Source organism: Geothrix campi (assembly GCF_024609265.1).
Taxonomy (GTDB): Bacteria; Acidobacteriota; Holophagae; order Holophagales; family Holophagaceae; genus Geothrix; species Geothrix campi.
In genome coordinates this window covers 87,392-107,386 of the sequence record NZ_JANHMP010000004.1, presented here as the reverse complement: position 1 = coordinate 107,386, position 19,995 = coordinate 87,392, and the positions used below count along the sequence as shown (strand labels likewise).

The window sequence follows — 19,995 nt, the reverse complement described above, 5'->3', positions numbered from 1 at the left end:
AAGGGAGGCCGTGTGAATTCCGACGGTCCGTTTCCGATCCAATCCCGACCCAATCTCCCGCCTCGGCATGGTTTCACCGAATCCTATACCGAGAACATGCTGCGGGATTCAGTGCTCATTGCGGCGGCACTCACAGGCGCGCAGGTGGCTCTGGTCATGCAGGACGAAACCGGCACCTGGTACCGGGATGGCAGTGGCCTCACGAACGAACAGCTTGCGGATCTTGAGCCAACCCCGTCGCAAGGACCCACCCCCGAATCGAGGGCCTGCCTGCTGGAGAAACACGGGCTGCTGGTCGCCGAAGCCCTGCCTCTGGTCGATGATCGACACATGGTCATTGGCAACTTATGCGTGCTATCACCGGAACCACTCGCCCTTTCCGAGGTCCAGCGGGATGGGTTGCGATTGCTGGCTGAACATATCCAGATCATCGTGACCATGGATCATCAAAAATCCGAATCGCGCACCACGCCTCGCGCACCTTCGGCTGCGTCTTTTGTGCCGGGGCTCGTCCATGAACTCGGCAGCTTCATATTCGGGATCTCCGCGTGCCTAGATGCATTTGAGGCAAGGTTCGCAGACACAGGCGGGATGAGTAAGTACGGAGCCAACATCCGGAGAAGCCTGGACCGGATGAGCGCCTTCATCGTGGAGTTGAGAGAATACGGGTACCCGCAGAGGCTCTCCTGGACCATGCTCGCGTTGGAGCCTTTGCTGCGGGAAGCCATTGAGCACAATCTTCCCCTGGCGGCGAAAAACGGCCTGGATCTTCAACTCCACATCGAAGGGTCCTTGCCCGCAATCAATGCCGACAAGCAGGGTCTGCAGTCGGCCTTCACCCGCTTGATCGGCCTTATTCTGCAGCAGGAGGAACCAGGCGGCCGCGTGGTACTCGATGTCGCAAGCAGCCATTCTGGATACAGGACCGTGATCTCTGGGCACCTGGATTTCTCTAGTGCGAAGATGGAAAATGTGGATACGGTTCGTCTGTTCGAACCTTTCTACTTCCGGGTTTCTGGAATGGGCCGGCTCACACTGCCTGGAGCCAGGCGGGTTTTCGAGGCCCACGGAGGGACCCTGACCGCAGGTCCTGGTGCCGAAGGAAGGATGAGGATCAGTTTCATGCTGCCCTCGGAATTGTCCTATTCTTTGCGAGCAGCCAGTCAACCTTGAGGGTTCCATGGCGAAGGCGAAGATTCTGGTTGTGGACGATGACGAAACCATCGTCTTCGCGATTCGGGATTACCTGGAGCTCCACGGCTTCACTGTGGACGAGGCGGAGACCTGCGCTGAAGCGGAGATCAGGTACCGCGCAGATGTTTATGATGCCGTCACTCTGGATTACTCCCTGCCGGATGGGAATGCCATCGAGCTGCTTCCGAAACTTAAGGGCATTGATGCCGGAGTCCCCATCATCCTTCTCACCGGGTATGCAAGCATTGAACTCGCCGTTCGAGCTATCCAGCTTGGAGCCGAGCAATTCCTGGTGAAGCCCCTGGATCTTCCTGCCCTTCTTTTCGTGATCGAGCGGGCGCTTGAAAACCAGAAGAACCGTAGAAAGCAGCTGGCTCGTGACTCGGCGGATCAACCCCAGCGCGCGGTAGATCCTTTCATTGGGGAGAGTCTTGCTATCCATGCGCTGGAGGAGCAGTCCCGTCTCGCGGCTGCGACCGAGAGCCCCATTCTCATTCTGGGCGAGACAGGCACAGGGAAGAGCGAACTGGCCCGGTGGCTCCACCGAAACAGTTCGAGGGCTTCAGAGCCGATGCTTGAGCTGAATTGCGGAGGGCTCAGCAAGGATTTCTTGGAATCAGAGCTATTTGGGCACGAGAAGGGGGCTTTCACAGGGGCGGTCGGGGTCAAGGTCGGCCTGCTTGAAGCCGCCCACCGCGGAACCGTTTTCCTGGATGAAATCGGGGACATGGATATACAGATTCAGCCGAAAGTCCTTAAAGCGCTGGAAGAAAAGCGCTTTCGTCGATTGGGTGGACTCCAGGACCGGAAGGTGGACTTCCGCTTGATCGCCGCCACCCATCAGCCGCTGGATCGGCTTGTCCAGGAGCAGCTCTTCCGGTCGGACCTCTTCTACCGCATCAGTGCCATCCAGATTCATGTGCCCCCACTGCGCGAGCGTGCCGAGGATATCCCCACCTTCGGCCAGGTTCTCCTGAACCGGCTGACCAATGATTGCGGGCGGGAGCCGATGCGTCTCTCCCAGGGGGCACTGATGAAGCTCAGGCATCATTCCTGGCCCGGGAACATCCGAGAGCTGCGCAACGTCCTGGAAAGGGCCTTGATGGGTGCCAAATCTCCCATTATCGAAGCGCAGAATCTGGATTTCGGATCCAGCCCAGACAGTAAGGGGTCTGTGGGGCCCTCCAACCTGACCCTGAAGGAGCTGGAGCAGCATTACATCATCCAGGTCCTCAACGAGGAGGGTGGCCATGTAGATCGAGCTGCCAAGCGGCTCAACATCCCCCGAAGCACCCTCTACCAAAAACTCAAGACTTACGGGCCTGAACCGTCCAGATTCTAGAATTCAGATCCAGAGTTCAGACTTGACCCTTTCCAGGGGGTCATTCTGGTTCTATTTCAAAATTATTAATACTCGTAACAAGTAATTTAACGAGTTGTGACCTGGTCGATTCCTGGTGGCACCTCCGTTGCTCTTGGTTAGCTGCGGAGGTTCTATGCAGATCGGAAAATTTTTCACTGCGCTTCAGGGAATGGCCATGGTCGGAATGCTGATTCTGACGGGTGCATGCTCTGGGGGTGGCAGCAACGATGCAGGGAATGCAGGCACGACCCCCCCGGCGGGTGCCGTGACTGTCGCCCTGATAGGTGTCCCAGCCGACATCAATGTCAGTGCCACTGTGCCCGTCACGGCCCAGGTCAAGGGCACCACTGATATGGCCGTAACCTGGACGGTAGATAACATCCAGAACGGCAATAGCGATGTAGGTACGATCGCCGGTAGTGGAAACACCGTCACCTACACGGCCCCCACGACCGAAGGCAATCACGTACTGGCTGCCACCAGCGTTCTGGATACGAGCAAGTCTGCCCGCACTCAAGTGCATATCCACAAAGCCACCAATACGGCTACCGTGACCCTGAGTCCTTACGGCGCGACCCTCAGCTCCGGTACCACGCAGGTCTACTACGCGGCGGTGTCCGGCACCGAAAGCCAGACCATCACTTGGTTCGTGGATAACGTCTCCAACGGCAATGCGACAGTTGGCATCCTCAGCCCCAACGTTGACGGGGCTCACATGCTCTATACGGCCCCAGCAACAGGTGGGACACACACGATCAAGGCTGTGGCCACCAATGCCGCCAGCGTCAGTGTAAGCGGGTCCACCACCGTCACGGTGCAAGGAGCGCTCCCGCCTTCCGTAGCACCTGCCATCACGACTCAGCCCCAAAGCGTTGCCGTGAACGCGGGCCAAACGGCCACCTTTAGCGTCGTCGCCACGGGCACCGCTACCTTGAACTATCAATGGAGGAAGAACGGGACCGCGATAAGCGGCGCCACCTCCGCCAGCTATACCACGCCAGCCACCAGCACAGCGGACAGTGGCGCTGCGTTCACCGTGGTGGTGACCAATACCTCGGGCAGCGTGACCTCCAGCGCGGCAACCCTGACGGTAAACGCCGTTACCGTCGTCCAAACAGGAATTGTCGGTTTCGGCTATGCCACCACTGGGGGTGCTGGGAAGCCCGCGGTGCATGTGACCAACCTCAATGACTCTGGACCGGGTAGTTTCCGCGCGGCCATTGGCTCGAATCGCACCATCGTCTTTGACGTGGGCGGGGAGCTTCCAATCACCTCGGACAACCTTAGCTTCTATTCTGCTTCTAATGTGACCATTGACGGGACCACGGCCCCATCACCTGGGATCACCTTCACGGGCCGCAAGATCGTCTTTTCAAACTGCAATAATATCATGATCAAGAGCATACGAAATCGCTGTGGCTACGCCTGGACTGATCTTGGCATGGGGGAAGGCATTCAGCTCCAGCCAAGCAACTACAACATGGTCATCGACCATTGCTCCTTCTCCAATTATACGGATGAGGGTATCGATATGTGGGGCGGGAACCACGACATCACGATTCAGAACTGCCTCATCGGCGCAGGCGCAACAGGAAGCCCAAACTACCCGGCTCTGATCAGTGGTGGCAACTACAACATCACCTTCTATCACAACCTGGTCGCGAATGGTTATTACCGTTGCCCCGCCATCGGCTGGGACGTTACGAATGGAACGAATGCCCCTGGTCTCACCGCCGAGGTGATTAACAATATCGCTTGGAAATACACTTCCAACTACGGGATCATCGTCTATTGGGGCGCTAAGGCCAATGTGATCGGGAACTATACCCTTGCCGCTGCCGGTGCCTATTATGGAACCTCCAACGCCATTTATATTTCTTCGGCTACCGGTTCGCAGGTTTCACAGGGTTATGCCAGCGGGAACTACTCCAAGGATGGTTCACGCGTGGGTGGGAATATGTCGAGCCCCTTCCCTGTGCCTTCGGCTGCTCAAATCGTGGCTACCAGTGCGGCTGAGGCAGCGGCTTATGTGAAGGCCAACGCCGGATGTCGCGTGGGTGGACTCGATGCTTATGATCAAGCCCTCATCAACGACTTGAGTTTTTAGGCGAGTCGGCAATCAGGATCGAGGTCATGCCCCATCACCGGCCCATGTTGAATCCACCCGGCAACCCGATGGTTGCGTCCAGAGGTTGAACGAAGCTGCTACGCGGCAGAAGACGATCGACTGAACACCTCCGGGTGGACCCAACAGCTAGAAAGCAACCAGAAACAGACTCCTTGGTCATCGCGGGGCAGGTGTCCCGCCAGATGACCAAGGAGTTGGTGCATGAGGAACGAAGATCCATCCTTAGGCAAATCGTTGTGGCACCCTCGAAGCCAACTCCTTTGGGCCTTCCTCAAGTAGTCGGCCCTGAATAACCCGCAAGCTATGGCAGCCCCTGCGGGGCGCTGCCCATGGAGCAGCATGAAAGCTGGGCCGGAACCACCTGGCGAAGCCGGAGGGTGCATAAACCGAGTGCCACAGAGGGTCGGCTTCGGACGGGCTCCACCCTCCTTCGCCGACTCCCGGCATTCACTGCGCTCCGTTTACCGTCGATGACTTACAGAACCTTTGGACACAAGGAAGAGCGAATTTATGGGCAGGTGTCTGGGTGATTGTTTTTGAGCCTGTTTGAATTGATCGTGTTGATCCCTGATGGGCTTGCATCCCGTATGCCGCAAGCTGCATTATCGGACACAGTGTTGCCAATGACGGAATTCCCAGCCGTTTTATAAAGGAGAATGCCGTACCCAATTCCATCATTCTTAAGGGCGGCCTTGGTATTGGTAACAAGGTTTCCTTTGACTATGTTATCGTTGGCTTCGTTCCGCAAACAAATACCGAAACCGACGTTGTCCTTGACTTTATTGTTTACCACCCTGTGGCCACTGGTGTTGCTGATTGTGATGCCAGGCGCCCCATGATGCAGCCCATTCCCAATCATTGCGTTCCCATCGATGACTACATTTTCAACAAAGGCCCGTCCCCTATTCGCAACTGATGGCCCGACCGCAATTCCTTCTGTTGCGTTTGAACTGAATGTGCATCCCAGGAATTGGACATTGCGCACCGTCTGCCCGCGATTCGGCTCAATATCGGTTCCGCTTCCACAAACGAAGGCGCCATTTTCCATGAAGCCTGTTGTGTTCTTGAACGTGCTTCCCTTCACCACCAGGCCATCAACACTGGTTATGGACAACCCTTGACGGCGATTGCCATTCGCCGTGACATTGCACAGGGTCACATCCTGCGCCTTCTCGCCAATGTAGAAACCGTCCTCCCAGCAGTCCATAGAGGTCACACCCTGGATGAACACATGTCGGGATCTAGCCACATGGATTCCATCGCCTCCTTCGCGAGTGTCCCTGATGGTGTTGTTGAAGCGGTTTCCCCGAATCGTTCCACCAAGAATATTGACATTTTGAGCACCACTAACCATCAATATCACATAGTTGGATGTAGATGTCGGAAGAGCTTGAAGAACGGCTCCGGCTTCAAACCGCATCGTCATGTTATTCCTGAGGCGAATCCCAGCATTTGAATTGGCCACTGGATTCACCAAGTAGTTGCCAGCCGGGACAAGGACTGTGCCGCCGGAATCAGCCACGGCATTGACGGCCTTCTGGATGGCGAACGTGTCATTGGTGAGGCCATCCCCCACGGCTCCGAACATTGGATCCTTCACATTCACCACGAAGTCGGATGTGGGCGCCGGAGCGCATTGGACCACGGCAGGGGGCTTTAAGTAGGTGGATGTGGAGTGGGGTCCGAGGCCATTTGCCCCATCCGCGAATGCGGAGAAAATAATTCCGTATGTCAGAATTGAAATTCCGAATAGTTTGGCCGGCCCAGGCGCTGCGTACATCAGAACCCCACAGAAAAAACCCCCACTCGTTATGTACGGATCCTTCCTTCTCTAAAAGGTTGATACCTTTGAACCCTCATTAATGAAACACTTGTTATTATCTGGCAATTGTTCCTGGCCCGAATCATTTCTTGGGCGGGATCATAAAGGTTTGACTCTGCTTATTAATCCAAAGCGAAAGTATCGGCTCTCCGAATAACCCCTTCGGGGAGCCGAGACAGACCCGATCCATGGCAACGTCTTCAAATGTAGGTTGAGTTAAAAAAGAGCTTGCCGAAGGATTGCGCTCTCCGAATAGGTTCCTCACACTTTCCGCAATCGTCGAGTGTGCGGCGCAATTCTGCCACTGGGGGCTGATTCGCTCGGCCCAGGCCTTCATGTCCGGGCTGTAAAGAATGACGATGGGAACCTGCCACTCTGAGACCGAGCATTCACCCGCCATATTATTGTGAGGGGCACGGCCGTGGAAGTTCTGACCATGGTCGCTTGTGTAGAACACCAGCGTCCCGGGCGGGAGATGGGGGGCGATACCGACGAGGAAGTTGATCGATGTGCGTTCAACGGACGTCCGATACGGATCTGGGACGGACGCCATCTCTGGCGGAAGGTTTTGCAAGTACGGGAAGTGGATGCCCTGCTTGTTCACAAGGATGAAGCTCTTCTCCTGTTTGGGCAGCACATCCAGCAGAATCCTCATCGCATTGATATCCCGTTGATGACGAGGTCCGTATTCCTTTAATGGAGGAATGTTATCAATAAATTTTGTATCCTTTGCGTCAAAATAATCTTGCACGTCCCTGTCCGAAAGAACGCCCTGGGCATCGAGATAAGTCGTGGTGAACCCCTGCTGCTTTGCGAGCTCGAACACACTCGGGAACTGCCGTATGGACTGGTCTGGCAGGCTTGGGTCCGCCAAACGGCGTAGCATTAAATTCGAGGATGGGCTGTTGTTTCCGAAGCTGTATCCAATCCCTAGATTCTTTGCATTCTCGATGCGGATCCCCTTCATGGCCTCCTGGAAGACATTGGCTTCGATGGATTCATCGATGATCAACACCACATGCTTCACCGAAGGATTGATGGGTTCCTTGATGATCGGGATGGGCTGTTCATCCCTGGGTGTCCGATGCCGAATGAGCGGCTCCGCGGAGAGAGCCAGGGCATGCAAGCTGGATTCGAAATTAGCGGGGAAGAAAAGCATGGCACCCGCCCCCCCTCTCGCCAGAAAGGCTCCGTAGGAAAGCGTGATTCCCAAACTGCAGGCCATCAGGGGGAGGTTGTTCCGCTTGCGGATCTGCGTCCTGACCAACAGGATAAGAGCCACCATTGCCATTATCGCGAGTGCGACGACCCAAACCGTGCTCCAGTACTGGTGCACCGCGTCCGGTGTGCTCCCCATGGCCTCGCGCAGATTCTGGGCATCATTCAGGGTCATGGCCCGACCCATGACTCGGGCATAGGTAACACTGATAAAAAGATTCACTGCAAAGAAAAGAAGGAAAAGAGCTGCCCAAATCCTCCGAGCAATGGCACAGGCAAGAAGAGCACCCCACGCCATGAGAAAGGTCAGGAGGAAGACACCCCTCCCAATAAATGACTTAAGGGTCAAGAATCGTGAAAAAAAACTCGGATTCATCCAGAAGAACAAAAGGAGTGTGATTCCTAGGAGGATTATCATCTTCCATGCGAAGAACCCATGTTTCTGACTCTGCATGATGACCTCTCTAAAAATTTGGCCAAGAGTAATGTAAGTCCTTCCACTCTAGAGGGCAATTTGGCCTGAATCTGCGAGCGATTCTGCCGGCAGCTCTTCGGAGATCCCGGCGGCATCTTCCCCCGCGTGAAACCGCCGCACTTCGGGTGTCGCTTCTTCCACAGACGGACCTCCGCGCAAATGCCTTGAACTCCTGTGCCTCCACTATCTTCCGCGCATCCGCATCGATGCCGCCTTCAGATGGGTCAGGTCAGCGCTGCAGTCCGTTCCCCGACAGGGTGTTGCGGGAGACGCCTTCCACCGATGAATCCGGGGAGTAGATTCCACGGCCTTGGTTTCCGGTCACCGTGTTTCCGTTGATGGCGTTCCCCTTGCAAAGGTACTGGACGATGCCATCCCCGGCATTGCCCGAGACCGTGTTCCCCGTCACGGTGCAGCGATCCGCGCCCCCGCGCAGCAGGATGCCGAGGCCGTTCTTCGTGACGAGGTTGTTGCTGATCCGCACGCCCGCGCAATTGGCGACCTCGATCCCGGCGCGGGGAGAGGTGCTGAGGGTGTGGGCGCCATTGCCCATGCTGGTGTTCCCGTCCACCACGACGCGGGAGATCCAGGCCCGCCCCGTGTGGGCATGAGGCACGCCGATCTCGAGGCCGAAGCCGGCATTGCCTTCGAACCGGCACCCGGTGATGAGGACATCCTCCACCGAATCTCCCGGGTTGGGCTCGATGTCGAGCCCGTCCTCCGGAAGGGTGCCCGCGGTATTCCGGAAGATGGAGTCCCGCACCACCAGGCCCTTGCCGCTGGTGATCGACATCCCCTGCCGGCGGTTGTGGTCCGCGACCACCCCGCAGAAGGTTACCTCGGTGCTGGAGGACACGTAGAAACCATCTCCCCAGCATTCCTTCGCAGTGACGCCCGCCACCACCACCTGCCGGGCGTGCGCGAGTGCAAGGCCATGCCCCCACTCCCCGCCTTTGCCGGTGTGCCCCGCCCGCTCACCCACGAGCGTGCCGCCAGTGATGGTCACGTGCTCCGCCTGGGAAACCAGGAGGATGGCGGAATGCGCCGAACCATTCGGAATGGCCTTCAGGACGGCCCCGGGGGCGAGGGACAGCGTCATGTCGCTCTTCAGTCGCACGGACACCAGCGCGTTCACCAGGTAGGTCCCCTTCGGGATGCTCACGGTGCCGCCGGTTCCGGCCACGGCATCCACCGCCCGCTGGAGGGCGAGGGTATCGTCGGTGACGCCGTCGCCCAGGGCGCCCATCCTCGGGTTTCGGACGTTCACGACCAGGGCGGAGCGGGGGGCGGGCGCGCAGGCCCGGCCGGAGGGCTCAGGGGGGCGCCCGCTGACGACCGAGGCGCCCAGGAGGCCTGCGAGGAGCATCCGGAACAGGGGCGGCGGAGGGGTCATAGCGTGCAAGGATAGCCCGGCCTGCCAGGACCATCAATGTCGACCACGCCTTCTGATGACCTTATTTGTCATCTTCGCTGATAGAATAAATCGATTAATATTTTGTCTTCGAAAGGGATTTCATGAGGGAGACCTTCCTGCCTTTCAGCCCGCCCTCCATCGGCGACCTGGAGCGCGATGAAGTGATGGACACCCTGAGGTCCGACTGGATCACGACGGGGCCGAAAACCAAGGCGTTCGAGACCAAGCTGAAGGACTATTTCGGCGCGCCGGCCGTGGTGGGTCTCAACTCCTGCACGGCCGGCCTCCACGTGGGCCTCCTGGCCATGGGCATCGGCCCCGGCGATGAGGTGCTCGTGCCCTCCATGACCTTCTGCGCCACGGCAAACGTCGTCGAACACGTCGGCGCCAGGCCGATCCTGGTGGACGTGACCGCAGACACGTTGAACCTGGATCCCGAAGCCGCGGCCCGTGCCATCACCCCGAGAACCAAGGCCATCCTTCCAGTCCATTACGCCGGGCACCCGGTGGATCTCGACGCCATCTTCGGGCTGGCCGACCGCCACGGTCTCCAGGTCCTCGAGGACGCCGCGCACGCCATCTCCGCGCGCTACCGGGGCGACCTCGTGGGTTCCCGGTCCAACCTCGCGGCCTTCAGCTTCTACGCCACCAAGAACATCACCACCTCGGAGGGCGGCTGCCTGACCGGAGACGCGGATCTCGTGGAGAAGAGCCGCATCTACGGCCATCACGGCATGAACCGGGATGCCTGGAAGCGCTTCGACCGGAGCGGCTCCTGGTACTACGAAGTCGTCCTGCCTGGGTTCAAGTACAACATGACGGATATCCAGGCGGCCCTGGGCCTGCATCAGCTGGACCGCCTGGAGGACTTCCAGCGGCGGCGCCGGGAAGTCGTGGCCACCTACCAGGAAAGGCTGGGCCACCTGGCCTGCCTCCAACTCCCCGTCGAACGCCCGGAGGTGGTGTCGAGCTGGCACCTGTATGTGCTCCGCCTGCGGCCGGAGCAGCTCCGGATCGACCGGAACGCCCTCATCGAGGGCCTCAAGGCCCGCAACATCGGGACCTCGGTGCACTACCTCCCGGTGCACATGCATCCCTACTACCGGGACAAGTACGGATACCGGCCCGAGGCTTGCCCCGTGGCTGCAGATGCCTTCAGCCGGATGTTGAGCCTCCCTCTGCATCCGGGAATGACGGACCAGGATGTCTCCGACGTCTGCGAGGCCCTTGAGGATCTTCTCGGCTCGAACCAGGCCTGATCATGACGCGGCTCTTCGACTTCCTGGGCGCGGTTCTCGGACTGACCCTGCTCTCCCCGGGCCTGCTCCTCATCGCCGCCCTCATCCGGCTCGCGGAAGGCGGCCCGGTCTTCTACCGGCAGGTACGGGTGGGTCGGGGCGGCCGTCCCTTCCGGATCTGGAAATTCCGGACCATGGTGGTGGACGCGGACCGGATCGGGCGCGCCCTCACCGTGAGCGGGGACCCTCGCGTGACGCAGACAGGCGCCTGGCTGCGGCGCTGGAAACTCGACGAACTCCCACAGCTGATCAATGTGCTCACCGGCGAGATGGGCTTCGTGGGCCCCCGGCCCGAGTTGCCCCGGTACGTGGCGCTCTATACGGAATCGCAGCGCCGGGTGCTGGATCTTCGTCCGGGCATCACGGATCTTGCCTCCATCGCCTACCGGCACGAGAGCGATCTGCTGGAGGGCCATGATGATCCCGAGGCCTACTACACCGGGACGATCCTGCCGGACAAGATCCGCATCAACCTCGACTACGCCGCAAGGGCGGGGATCTGGCGCAACGTCAAGGTGATCCTGGCCACCCTCGGCCTCCTCGCGCCAGGGCGGGTGTAGCCCCTCGGAGCATCTCTCAGGACAGGGGCCAGTGGGGGATCGCCGTCCCTCTTTCCCGGGCCTCCAGCAGAGCGGACAGGTGCATGACCCCGATGGGGATCGGCGCCTGCTTTTCATATCCTTCTGCGGTCCGGCGGAAGAGGGTCGTGGTGTAGACATCGTTCAGCACGAAGGTCATCGAGAGCTCGCCGATGACCCAGCCCTTCGAGCTCTTCATGAAGTCGTAGGCCATGGAGCTGAACCCGTGCCGGTTGCTGATCTCCAGGGCCAGATCACAGGCCTCTCCGGGCAGATCGCCCGGCTCGACCATCTCCCACCGCCCACTGCCACTCGCCCGGAAGTCGTCGGGCCGGTTCCGCCGGACGAACACGGACACGAGGTCCCTTCCCAGGGTCGTGATGCGCCAGTCCGAGTCGGTCTTGATGAATTCCTGGACATAGGTGTAGTTGGGGCAAGCGTTCAAGTACCGGTACTTCCTCGACAGGAGGAAGTCGCCTTTCGCCAGGCGCGGGATGTAATGGTATTTCTCCATCACCTTCTCCAGGAGGCTCTGTCCCCGGAAGATGCCCTTCAGCAGACGCAGGGCCTCGGCACGGTCCCCCAGGCGGACCACGCCGCTCGCCGAGGCGCCCATGTGCGTTTTCGCGATGAGGGGATACGTCGCACCTTCCAGGTACGTCCGCGATTCCGCTTCGTTGAAGCTGATGAAGGTCTCGGGCACCGGATGGCCATGGGCCTTCAGGAAGAGGGTCTCGCGGATCTTGTCGTCGTAGAGCCAGAGCATGAGGGAATTGGGGAAGCAGGGGATTCCCATCGCCTCGATGAGGGGGATCTTGGTCCGGATCTCGGCCATCTCGCTCGAGTCGCCCATCGTCGGACGCCACACGAAAAGATCAGCGCCCCTCACCGCCTCCATCCAGTCGTGACGATCCACTGGGATGCCACGGGCCTCCTGGCCAAGGGTGGCGCAAGCCTTCTCGAATTCCCCCCGCCAGTCCGCGGGGGACCGGCGCATGCGATCACTCAATCCGATGATCATGGCTCGCCATTCATGGAAGCAGTGCCTTCTAAGGAGTCCTGGCGCATCCGCTGCGCCCAGAAGGCGCCCGCGACCAATCCCACGATGAAGTGGAAATGCCAATGGAATGCGATGTTGGAGGTCGTGCAGGCCGTGATCACGCAAGGGAGCGCCAACGCGAGGGGGAGGCCGCCTTCCAGCATGCGGACCCGCCAGGATTGGTAGATGAGCAGGCCGCAGAGACTCAAAAAAGGAACGATGCCGAAGAGCCCCATCTCCACGGCGAACATGGCCAATTGATTGTGGGCCACGATTCCAAAATCGGAATTATCGGACCTCGACCGGTGTCCGAGTTCCGCGCGATAGTTCTCGGGCCCCAGCCCCAGCAGCGGGGCCCGGAGGAACTGCTCGATGAGGATCGGGGCCATCCGTGCCCGGGCCTCGCTGCTGACCCCCGAATCCACGATGCGTTCCGACCTCTGCCCGATGATGGAGTTGACCAGACCCACCCCCAGGAGCCCACCCACGAGCAGGACCGTCGTCAGGATGGCGGGCTGAGACCATCCCGCCCGCCGAGTCTCGACCATGACAAGCACCAGGGAACCCACGGCGACGAATACCCCCGCCGTGCGCGAACCCGTCAACAGCAGACCGAGCAAGGCGATGACTCCCGCCCCCGCGAACAGGAGGCGGGTGAAGCGTCCGTAGCCGGCGCGGGCCTGGATCACCCTGGCAAGGGCGATCAAAAAGCCGGTGGCGTAGATGACACCGAGGACATTCGCATTCAGCTCGAAAGCCGAGATGCGCTGGGCATTCAGGACTTCCCCGATCGACTGTTCGGTTCCCACACCGAGCAAGTGGAGCACTCCGGCGACGGTGCAGCCGAGGACGAAGAAATCGCAGCCCCGCTTCCGGATCTGATCCACCCGCATGGCGGCGGTGAGGACCCAGGCCCAGAGCATGGGCCGGATCATGTTGCGGGTGGAATCGGCCATCTGCTCTGGCAGATTGGACAGCAGCGATCCGTAGACGTACCGGATGCCGAACAGCACCATCATCCAGATGAGGATGGACGAGAGACCCCGCTTGAGGACCCGGGGTGAGAGCAGGAGGCAGGCCCAGAAGAACAACTGGGTCACGCTCATCACCGAGTACTGGCGGTCGGTTCCCGGGAGGAAGAGGTTGGTGAAGGGTACCAGGGCGATGGTGACCATCGCCCCCCAGCTCACGAATGTCCAGGTCCCCTTCAACTCGTAGGTCTGGGTCCAGTCACCGCCGGACCCGTCCTCCCGTGGCGGGTCGGGGGCGGTCCAGGCCCGTTCAGATCCCTGTTCCGACCGAGGGGTTGCCTGGGGAACCGTCATCCTCGTCCTCCGCTCGGCGGCAGCTTGAGGTCGATCAGGTGGTCAAGGGCGGTCCGGAGCGCGTTCCGGTGGCTTTCGCAGCTGACCACGTTGTGGACCCGGAGCAGGTCCGACCGAGTCAGGTGGCGGAACAGCCACCCCCACCGATTCACCCGCTGGAGCCAGCGCCCGAGCCCGAAGAGCCGCGTCAGGAAGCTGGCGCTGCGCTGGCTGCAGAATTCCTGCCAGGCCAAGGAGTAACGCTCCGGATCAGCCAGCACCTCCGACTGGGCCCGGAGCCGTGCCAGGGTCGCCTGCGCCTCCGGGTCCGCGCAAAGCCGGATGCCGTTTCCTCCCGGGACCTGCGTCACGGGATGCAGCGACACCGAGGTGGGCTGGCCCAACCGGAAGGTGATCACCAGGCCCAGCCCCGTGTTTCCCAATGGGCCGTGATCGGCGTAATCGAAAATGAAGTTCCCCTGTCCGTAGAGGATCGTCCCGCCCTGATGGACCTCCATGGACCCCACACAATGGGAGTGCTGGCAAACGACCACATCGGCGCCCTGCTCGACCAGGAACCTGGAGACCTCCCTCAGCCAGGGCGCCGGGTAGGGGTAGCCTTCGGTCCCACCGTGCAGCAGGACCACCAGGTGATCGAACTGTCCCCGGAATTCCGCCAGGGTGCGCACCACCCAGATGGGGTCCACCGGATTGGCCCCCGGGCGTCGATCGGTGGCCAGGCAACCCTCATCCTCCGCGACCGCGAGGAAGGCGATCCGCCTCCCCTTCAATGTCACGATGAGCGGCCGGCGCGCCTCCGCCAGCGAAGGACCGGCGCCGAAGACATCCAGGTTGGCGGCGGCACAGGCGGATCGGGTCTGCTCCAGGCCCTCCGGACCAAAATCCATGATGTGGTTGTTGGCGAGGCCCATGGCCTGGAATCCGCTCTTCCGGAGCGTGGCGGCCACTTCGGGCGCCGCGCGCAGGTTCGGCCCCGATTTCGGGACCGGTCTCGGGTCTCCGTCGACCAGCGGGCACTCCAGGTTCGCCAGGGCGAAGTCGCAGGTCCGGATGAGGTCGAGCACATCACCGAAGATGGGGCCGGGCTCCCCCTTGGCAAAGGGACCAGACATCCGTCCGATCGGGCAGATGTCCCCTCCGAGGAAGACGCGGACGTCGTTCTCACTCATGGACAGCGGCTCCTCGGCAGTGCTTGTCCAGCAGCCACCAGACGGAAAGCGAGACGCAGGTGAAGGCGACCATGGACACACCCAGGGACGCGGCCGCGATCCCCGGGGCCCCCATGCGTTGCATGAAGACCCAGTCAAGGACGGCGTTGAGGACGGCCTGCAGGACGGCGATCGCCGCCAGGATGTGGTTGGCGCGCATGGCATTGAGGGCCCTGACCAGCAACGTGGCGGTGATGGGGATGGGCAGGCGCAGCAGGTAGAACATCTGGATCCACGAGACGAGTTCCGTATCGCGGGCCTGGAAGCGCCCTCGTTCATAGAGCAGCGTGGTGATGAGCTTGGAGCCCACCGCGAGTCCGCAAGCCAGGAGGATGCTCAGGGCCCCCACGATGAGGAGGTACTTCCAAAGCGTCCGGCGGAATTCCAGCCAGTTCTCGTCGCTGACGAGCTGGGAGAACCGGGGCAGCACGGCGGTACCCAAGGCCGCCATGCCCAGGCCTGCGAAGGCCGAGGGGATCTTCATCCCGTAGCTCAGGGCGCTGTTGCTCCCAGGCCCCAGCATGGAGGCCATGCCCTGATCCACCAGGGACATCGACGTGATCAGGAAGGCTCCGCTGATGGTGGCTCCGTATTGCGCGAGCACGCGGCGGACAGGCTCGGTGAGACCGTGCCAATGCGGTAGGAGGGAGTGCCCCTGGCGGAACAGGCTGTAGCCGATAAGCCCCGCCTCCAGCACCGCGCCGAGCAGGGTTCCAGCAACCAGGGCCCCGATGCCCCACAATCGGAAGGCGACGAGGAGGACCAGGAGTATCGAGAGCGGCTGCAGGGCCGGCGCCAAGGCCACGACACCAAACCGCTCCTGGGCATTGAGGATCGCGCCCCAGGTCGTGGACAATCCGGTCGCCACCACCAGGGGCATGGACCAGTAGACAAGGCGTTGCGCCAGCGCAAGCTTCTCAGCCGAAAAGCCCGAGGCGATGAGGGGCAGCCACCGCGGCGTGGTCAAGGCGATGACCAGGGAAAGAACCGCCAACAGCATAAGGTTGAGGAGCAGGACCGTCGCGTAGAGCCGCCCGGCCGAGTCCTGCCCCTCCTTCTTGCGGACGCCGATGTAGGTTGGGATCAGGGCCGCGTTCAGGGAATTGGAGATGAGGCTGACGACTACGGTGGGAGCCAGGGTGGCGATCACGAAGGCATCGAAGGCGTTGGAGGTCCCGAAGGTCGCCGCCACCATGGATTCCTTCACGACCGAGACGACCTTGACGCCCACCGCGAAGAACCCGACCGTGAGCACGGCCCGGACCACGCCCCGGTTGGCCACGGCGAGGGGAAGGCGAGACCAGACTCGTCGCAGTGCGACCACCACCATGTACGGATCCACCTCTAGTTTCGGCGTTTCAGGGGTTTCGGAGGTTGGCTCGGCACGGTTCCGAATCCCATCGAATGCACGGCCGGTTGACCGGCCTTGCGGCTTTCTCGCATGGTTTCACGATCCAAGTTCCTGTCAAGGCATCGATTGGCTATTTACGTGTTTCAAACTCATTTCATGCATGTTTATTCCGATGGGCCGTGCGCCGCGATCGCGACCTCACGTGGCTCTGCCACCCATCGCCCCCGCATCCGCCTCGAGCAGGCGCACCATCCGGCTGGCGAGCGCCGTGCGCAGCACGAGGAGCCTTCGGGAGGGGTGCTCGGGCCCCATCCGGGCGCGGACGGCGCGGACCCACGCACCCGGGACAATCCGCTTGAGAGCGGCCCTCAGCGAGCGAGTGGAAGGCGCCGCTACAGCCGCGCCCCGGAGATCGGACTGGAGCCGGGCCCTCCAGGTCTCCGGGAGCAGCTTTTCGACGGTCCCGCTCTCGAGTTCCTCGCGGAACCATCGCAGGTAGGGTTCCGAACGCAGGTAGTCGCTGCGGTCGTCGTCGGCGCCCATCGTCGCGTAGGGCAGAGGCGGACCTGCGGCCTTCGCGATCCGGCAGAAGACGGCCTTATCCGTGCGCAGGACATCCGGCATCCTGCGGACGAAGGCCAACACCTCCCGCTCCAGGAGGGGGCTGGCGATCTCCACGAAGGGCGCCTTCACCGCGTTCAGGGCCGCGAGACCGACAGGGATCCGGTAGCCGTGGTAGAGCCGATCCCGGTACGTCGAGATCGATTCGTCTGATTGATGTTCCAGCCCCTCCGGGAGACGCTGCCCACCGTCGGCGATCTCCTCCGCCTCCGCTTCCTCCATGCAGTCCTTCAGCAGGACCAGGCCCACGGAGCTCCGTGCGTGCGCCACGGTCCTCACGGGGATCCAGCCGAAACCCTCGTCCCCCCGGATCACACCTGCGATGCCGCGCTCCGCGAACGTGGCCCACATGTGCAGGCCGTCCAGGTACGGAAAGAGCTGGTCCGTGGTCCCACCGCTGGCGGCGAGGAACCGGTCCACGACCTCTTCGGGCGAGACTTCGGGCTGTTCTGTGAGCAGGTAGTCGTGGGAAAGTCCCAGCCTCTCCGCGAGTTGCCGGGCGATGAATGCGTCGTTGCCCGGCTGGGTGAGGGAGGCCGCAAGACCCCAGGTCATGGTGGGGGGGTTCCAACCTGCCTCCACCAGGGTCGCGAGGATGAACCGGGAGTCGTAGCCCCCCGACAGGGGGAGGGCCCAGTGGGCCGACTTGAAGTCGAAGCGTCGGATCGCGGCCCGCAGGATCGCTTGCAGGTCCATCCGGCATGCCTCCGCCTCCATGGGCTGTGGCCGGAATTCGAGGGCGCCCGCCTGGAGGTCCAACGTCCACCGGGTCCGATCCAGGGTCAGCCGGGCGTCGGGGGGGAGTCGGTGGATCCGCCGGTCCCAGGCGTCGGTGGGGCCGAGTGAGCCCGAAGACAGGAACCAGGCGAAGGCGGCCCGGTTGAGGTCCAGACTCTCCAGCAGGCAGACCAGCGCCCGCTGCGAGGTGGATGCGAAGAAGTGCGTGGCCGTGAGGGTGTACCAAAGCGTCCGCGAGCCCGCAAAGTCGCTGCAGAGTTCGACCTCGGTCTCGCCGGTGCGGAGCAGTGCGAAGGTCCCGTCCGGCACGGGGGCGCGGGGGACATGCCAGTCCGTCCACACTCCGGCGAGGGCGCCCAGACGGGCCGACAGACCCTCCACCACGGCGGCGCCCACCGGCCCCGTGAGGCAGAGGCCCTCCCGGGGGCCCAGGGTCACCCGGTGGGGATGGCCCGCCAGGCCCGGCCCGGTGATCCGGTCGGCCACCCTCCGCAGGGCGCCTTCGGCCAGGGCATCCCCGCCCCCCCGCCAGCAGGCGAAGATCAGGTTGGACATGCGTCACCTCCCGCCGCGGCCCGCGACGCCATGGCCTGGCCCAGGGCCTGCTCCCACAAGGCGAGGATCCGCCCGCTCGAGAAGCGCTGCACCACCTCCACCGCCCGCCCGGAGAGGCGCTCGCGGGCGGCGGGGTCCGCCATCAGGCCCACCAGGGCGCCGGCCAGCGCCGCAGGATCTTCCGACGGCACCAGCAGGCCATCGATCCCTTCCCGGACGATCTCCCTCGCCGCACCGCCGAAATCAGTGCTGATGACCGGAGTCCCGCAAGCCATGGCCTCCACCAGGGCGTTCGGGAACCCCTCGGCGCGGGAGGACAGGACGAAGACATCCGCGCCACGCAGAACCTCGAAGGGGCGGTCCGTCAGCCCCGGGAAGCGGACCTCCCCCCCCAGCCCCAAGGCCATCGCCTGCTCCTCCAGGGCCTTCCGCTCAGGCCCTTCGCCCCAAATGTCCAGGGTCCAGCCGGGCACCTGTTTCCGGGCCACGGCGAAGGCCCGCAGGAGCAGGTCGAAGCCCTTGACGTGAGCCAACCGGCCGATGGCCACCAGGCGGCGGGTGGCGCCCGGCTTGGGCCCGTCTGCGGCGCAGGGCGGCGGCGCGATCACGGGGTTGGGGATGACCAGCCCCTTCGTCCGGACCCGGACCGGGAACCACTCCAGGACAGCCTGCGACTGGAAGACGATGGCGTCGGCCCGGGGATAGGTCAGGTCCCGCAGCGTGTCCCAGAGGCGCCCGAGGGTCCGGCGGGAGGGATCCGTGCGTTCGGAGATGACGATGGGGATCCCGAGGCCCCGCGAGGCGAGGATGGCGAGGATGTTGGCCTTGTCGATGAAGGACACCAGGACCGTCGGCCGCACCTCCCGCAGCACCCGCCGGAGCTTCAGGATACGGCGGAGGTTGTGGAGGAGTCCCGAAAGCGCCGAATGGCTGTCCTCCAGCAGGTCCAGTGGGCGCAACTCAATGGCCGGAGCCAAGGGATAGAAGGGCTCCGTGCGGCCATCCTCCATGGTGAGGACGACCACCTGCCAACCCTTCGCGGACCACTCGTTGGCAAGGATGGAAAGCACCCGTTCCGCCCCGGCGGCCCGAAGTCCCCATATGAAAAAACATACTTTAGTGCGTTCCATGCCTATGCCTAAAGATGTGGGAAAGCCTGGCCGCGATCAGGGATAGACACGATCATGAAGCGTCATTCTATCGGTTTTTGCCACCAGGAGATATTGTAGAAGAATGTTCTGAGAGCGAAATCACTTTGTCGAGCCATTCCCCCGCCGTCCAGTTCCCGACCTCAATCCGATTCTTTCTGGAAGCAAGAGGACTCCACCCGTGTTCACCCAAGCACTGAAGCGCTGGAAATTGAGAAGGCACGTCAAGGAAGGTCTCCTGATCGCCAAAGACTGCCGTCTGATGGGCTTCCCAAACTTCGGCTCTGAGCCGTACCTGGCCAGCTTCGGACCCAGCACCGTGGTCGCAAGCAGGGCCGTGGTCACCCGGGACGTACCTGCCAATACTGTGGCGGGGGGCGTTCTTGCCCGGATCCTGATGACCCTTCCTGAGTACGCCGAGAAGTGCCTCGCGAACTTGCCGGATTACGGCCGGGCGGCCTACCGGCAGGACACGGTCGCCGAGCTGCTCCGAACCCATCCGCGACTGTGGTGAAGGAGA

General features: G+C 61.9%; 15 protein-coding genes. 6 read left to right on the top strand and 9 right to left on the bottom strand.

Going from position 1 to position 19,995, the window contains the following annotated elements; genetic code table 11:
- Positions 1 to 12 precede the first annotated feature (12 nt).
- The 3 genes from NOV65_RS14895 to NOV65_RS14885 all read left to right on the top strand — a co-directional run bounded on the left by NOV65_RS14895 (position 13) and on the right by NOV65_RS14885 (position 4,664).
- On the top strand, positions 13 to 1,173 hold the full coding sequence (locus NOV65_RS14895; RefSeq protein WP_257307440.1) for a sensor histidine kinase: 1,161 nt from the start codon (positions 13 to 15) through the stop codon (positions 1,171 to 1,173).
- Between the two features lie 7 nt (positions 1,174 to 1,180).
- On the top strand, positions 1,181 to 2,536 hold the full coding sequence (locus NOV65_RS14890) for a sigma-54-dependent transcriptional regulator (RefSeq protein WP_257307438.1): 1,356 nt from the start codon (positions 1,181 to 1,183) through the stop codon (positions 2,534 to 2,536).
- 154 nt (positions 2,537 to 2,690) lie between these two features.
- Positions 2,691 to 4,664, top strand: coding sequence for an immunoglobulin domain-containing protein (locus NOV65_RS14885; RefSeq protein WP_257307437.1), 1,974 nt, complete (start codon positions 2,691 to 2,693; stop codon positions 4,662 to 4,664).
- A 529-nt stretch (positions 4,665 to 5,193) separates the two neighbouring features.
- Here NOV65_RS14885 and NOV65_RS14880 read toward each other — a convergent pair.
- From NOV65_RS14880 to NOV65_RS14870, 3 genes are all read right to left on the bottom strand, one after another.
- Positions 5,194 to 6,465 carry a right-handed parallel beta-helix repeat-containing protein gene (locus NOV65_RS14880; RefSeq protein WP_257307435.1) on the bottom strand — a complete coding sequence of 424 codons (1,272 nt, stop codon included), beginning with the start codon at positions 6,463 to 6,465 and terminating at the stop codon, positions 5,194 to 5,196.
- A 124-nt stretch (positions 6,466 to 6,589) separates the two neighbouring features.
- Positions 6,590 to 8,179 (bottom strand): sulfatase-like hydrolase/transferase, encoded by a 1,590-nt coding sequence (locus tag NOV65_RS14875; protein WP_257307432.1) that lies wholly within the window; start codon positions 8,177 to 8,179, stop codon positions 6,590 to 6,592.
- Between the two features lie 250 nt (positions 8,180 to 8,429).
- Positions 8,430 to 9,593, bottom strand: coding sequence for a right-handed parallel beta-helix repeat-containing protein (locus NOV65_RS14870; protein ID WP_257307542.1), 1,164 nt, complete (start codon positions 9,591 to 9,593; stop codon positions 8,430 to 8,432).
- A gap of 122 nt (positions 9,594 to 9,715) precedes the next feature.
- Here NOV65_RS14870 and NOV65_RS14865 point away from each other — a divergent pair, with 122 nt between their 5' ends.
- Positions 9,716 to 10,873, top strand: a complete 1,158-nt coding sequence (locus tag NOV65_RS14865; RefSeq protein WP_257307423.1) for a DegT/DnrJ/EryC1/StrS family aminotransferase — start codon at positions 9,716 to 9,718, stop codon at positions 10,871 to 10,873.
- Between the two features lie 2 nt (positions 10,874 to 10,875).
- Positions 10,876 to 11,472: a sugar transferase gene (locus NOV65_RS14860; RefSeq protein WP_257307421.1), complete on the top strand. Its 597-nt coding sequence runs from the start codon at positions 10,876 to 10,878 to the stop codon at positions 11,470 to 11,472.
- A 16-nt stretch (positions 11,473 to 11,488) separates the two neighbouring features.
- On the opposite strand, the gene NOV65_RS14855 is transcribed toward NOV65_RS14860, so the two are convergent.
- From NOV65_RS14855 to NOV65_RS14830, 6 genes are all read right to left on the bottom strand, one after another.
- Positions 11,489 to 12,487, bottom strand: a complete 999-nt coding sequence (locus NOV65_RS14855; protein ID WP_257307419.1) for an ATP-grasp domain-containing protein — start codon at positions 12,485 to 12,487, stop codon at positions 11,489 to 11,491.
- A 20-nt stretch (positions 12,488 to 12,507) separates the two neighbouring features.
- Positions 12,508 to 13,854 (bottom strand): O-antigen ligase family protein, encoded by a 1,347-nt coding sequence (locus NOV65_RS14850; protein ID WP_257307417.1) that lies wholly within the window; start codon positions 13,852 to 13,854, stop codon positions 12,508 to 12,510.
- Positions 13,851 to 15,023, bottom strand: coding sequence for a CapA family protein (locus NOV65_RS14845; RefSeq protein WP_257307415.1), 1,173 nt, complete (start codon positions 15,021 to 15,023; stop codon positions 13,851 to 13,853). The genes NOV65_RS14850 and NOV65_RS14845 overlap by 4 nt, the downstream gene beginning before the upstream one ends.
- Positions 15,016 to 16,392 carry a murein biosynthesis integral membrane protein MurJ gene (murJ, locus tag NOV65_RS14840; protein ID WP_257307414.1) on the bottom strand — a complete coding sequence of 459 codons (1,377 nt, stop codon included), beginning with the start codon at positions 16,390 to 16,392 and terminating at the stop codon, positions 15,016 to 15,018. The genes NOV65_RS14845 and murJ overlap by 8 nt, the downstream gene beginning before the upstream one ends.
- Positions 16,393 to 16,611: 219 nt before the next feature.
- On the bottom strand, positions 16,612 to 18,327 hold the full coding sequence (locus tag NOV65_RS14835) for an adenine nucleotide alpha hydrolase family protein (RefSeq protein WP_257307413.1): 1,716 nt from the start codon (positions 18,325 to 18,327) through the stop codon (positions 16,612 to 16,614).
- Positions 18,315 to 19,397, bottom strand: a complete 1,083-nt coding sequence (locus tag NOV65_RS14830; protein WP_257307412.1) for a glycosyltransferase family 4 protein — start codon at positions 19,395 to 19,397, stop codon at positions 18,315 to 18,317. Before NOV65_RS14830 ends, NOV65_RS14835 begins: the two co-directional genes overlap by 13 nt.
- 259 nt (positions 19,398 to 19,656) lie before the next feature.
- Between NOV65_RS14830 and NOV65_RS14825 the strand changes: the two genes are divergently transcribed.
- The gene (locus tag NOV65_RS14825) at positions 19,657 to 19,989 is read left to right on the top strand and encodes an acyltransferase (protein ID WP_257307411.1); all 333 of its coding nucleotides are present in this window, start codon (positions 19,657 to 19,659) and stop codon (positions 19,987 to 19,989) included.
- Positions 19,990 to 19,995 lie beyond the last annotated feature (6 nt).